1 protein-coding gene is annotated in these 1,584 nt (G+C 70.9%); it reads left to right on the top strand.

From position 1 onward, the window contains the following. A partial coding sequence (locus tag H5J33_RS34690) for a collagenase (RefSeq protein ID WP_181798631.1) occupies window positions 1–1,584 on the top strand: 1,584 nt, incomplete at both ends.

Raw genomic sequence — 1,584 nt, 5'->3', positions numbered from 1 at the left:
TGTACCCCGGCCGACTTCGGGAGCCGTACCGGCGCCGCCCTCGTCGCCCACGTCAAGGCCGCGACCCCGGACTGCGTCAACAGCCTCTTCGACCTCTCCGGCGGCGAGGCGCGCGCCGTCTTCCGGCAGGCCCAGATGCTGACCGTGGCGAACGCGTTCACCGGCACCGCCGGGCAGTACCAGGGCGACAACTCCGGCGGCCTGCTGCAACTGGTCCTGTTCCTGCGCGCCGGCTACTACGCGCAGTTCAACCACCCGCAGGACGTGGGCACGTACACCTCCCGGCTCACCACCGCCGTCACCGGCGGCCTGGACGCCTTCTTCGCCCGCCCCCACTCCCGGGATGTCACGGAGGCCAACGGCGGCATCCTCGGCGAGGCGGTGACGCTCACCGACAGCGCCGACCAGCAGGGCCGCTATCTGTACGTCTACCGGCGGCTGCTGACCGACTACGACGGCTCCTACGACGCCGTCGACAGCATGGTCAGGGCCGTCAACGACGTCCACACCCCGCTGTGGCGCGGCAACTGGAACCCGGCCTATGTGCGGGCGGTGCGGGACGACCCCCGGATCCTCGGCACCCTCCACGACTTCGCGCTGGCCCACACCGACCGGCTCGGCACCGCGCTGGCCTTCCTGGACTCCAACGCCGGGATGAACCTGGCGCGTTACGTCGAGCACCCGGAACTGCGGGACATCGCGGCGCCGCTGGCCGGCGACCTGCTGGACCGTACCGCGATGACCGGGCCGACGGCCGCGCTGTGGGTCGCCGTCGCCACCCAGGCCGCCGCCTACGACAGCGCGAACTGCGGGTACTACGACATTTGCGACCTGCCGGGGAAGCTCGACAGGGCGGTCCTGCCGGTCACCCACCGCTGTGACGCGGACATCACCGTCCGCGCGCAGGCGCTGACGGCCGCCGACCTCGACGCGGTCTGCGCGAGCGTGCTCGGCCAGGACGCCTACTTCCGCAAGGTCGTGGGGTCCGAGGGGCCGATCCCCGGCCAGTACGCCTCCACCCTCCGCCTGGTGGTGTTCGCCGGCCGGTCCGACTACCAGACCTACGCCGGTGCGATGTACGGCATCAGCACCGACAACGGGGGGATGACCCTGGGCGGCGATCCGTCGGACCCCGCCAACCAGCCCGTGTCGATCATGTACCAGAAGGCATCCGACGACGGTTTCCCGGCCCGGGTCTGGAACCTGAACCACGAGTACACGCACTTCCTGGACGCCCGTGACGACATGAGGGGCGACTTCGCCCGGCAGGTGTCGGTGCCGGACGTGTGGTGGATCGAGGGCATCGCCGAGTACGTCTCCTACGGCTACCGGGGCCGTACCGACGAGGAGGCGGTCCAGGAGGCGGGCCGGCACACATACCGGCTGAGCACGCTGTTCGAGAGCACGTACGAGAACAGCGATGTGACCCGCACCTACCCGTGGGGCCACCTGGCCGCACGCTACATGGTCGAGCGGCACCCCGACGACGTCCGGCGCGTGCTCGCCCGCTTCCGCGCCGGTGACTACGCCGGCGGGTACGCCGTCTACCACGACGGCATCGGCACCCGCTACGACGCCGACTTC

The sequence above is a fragment of the Streptomyces sp. WELS2 genome (genome assembly GCF_013870595.1).
GTDB lineage: Bacteria > Actinomycetota > Actinomycetes > Streptomycetales > Streptomycetaceae > Streptomyces.
This window is presented reverse-complemented; position numbering and strand designations above follow the sequence as displayed.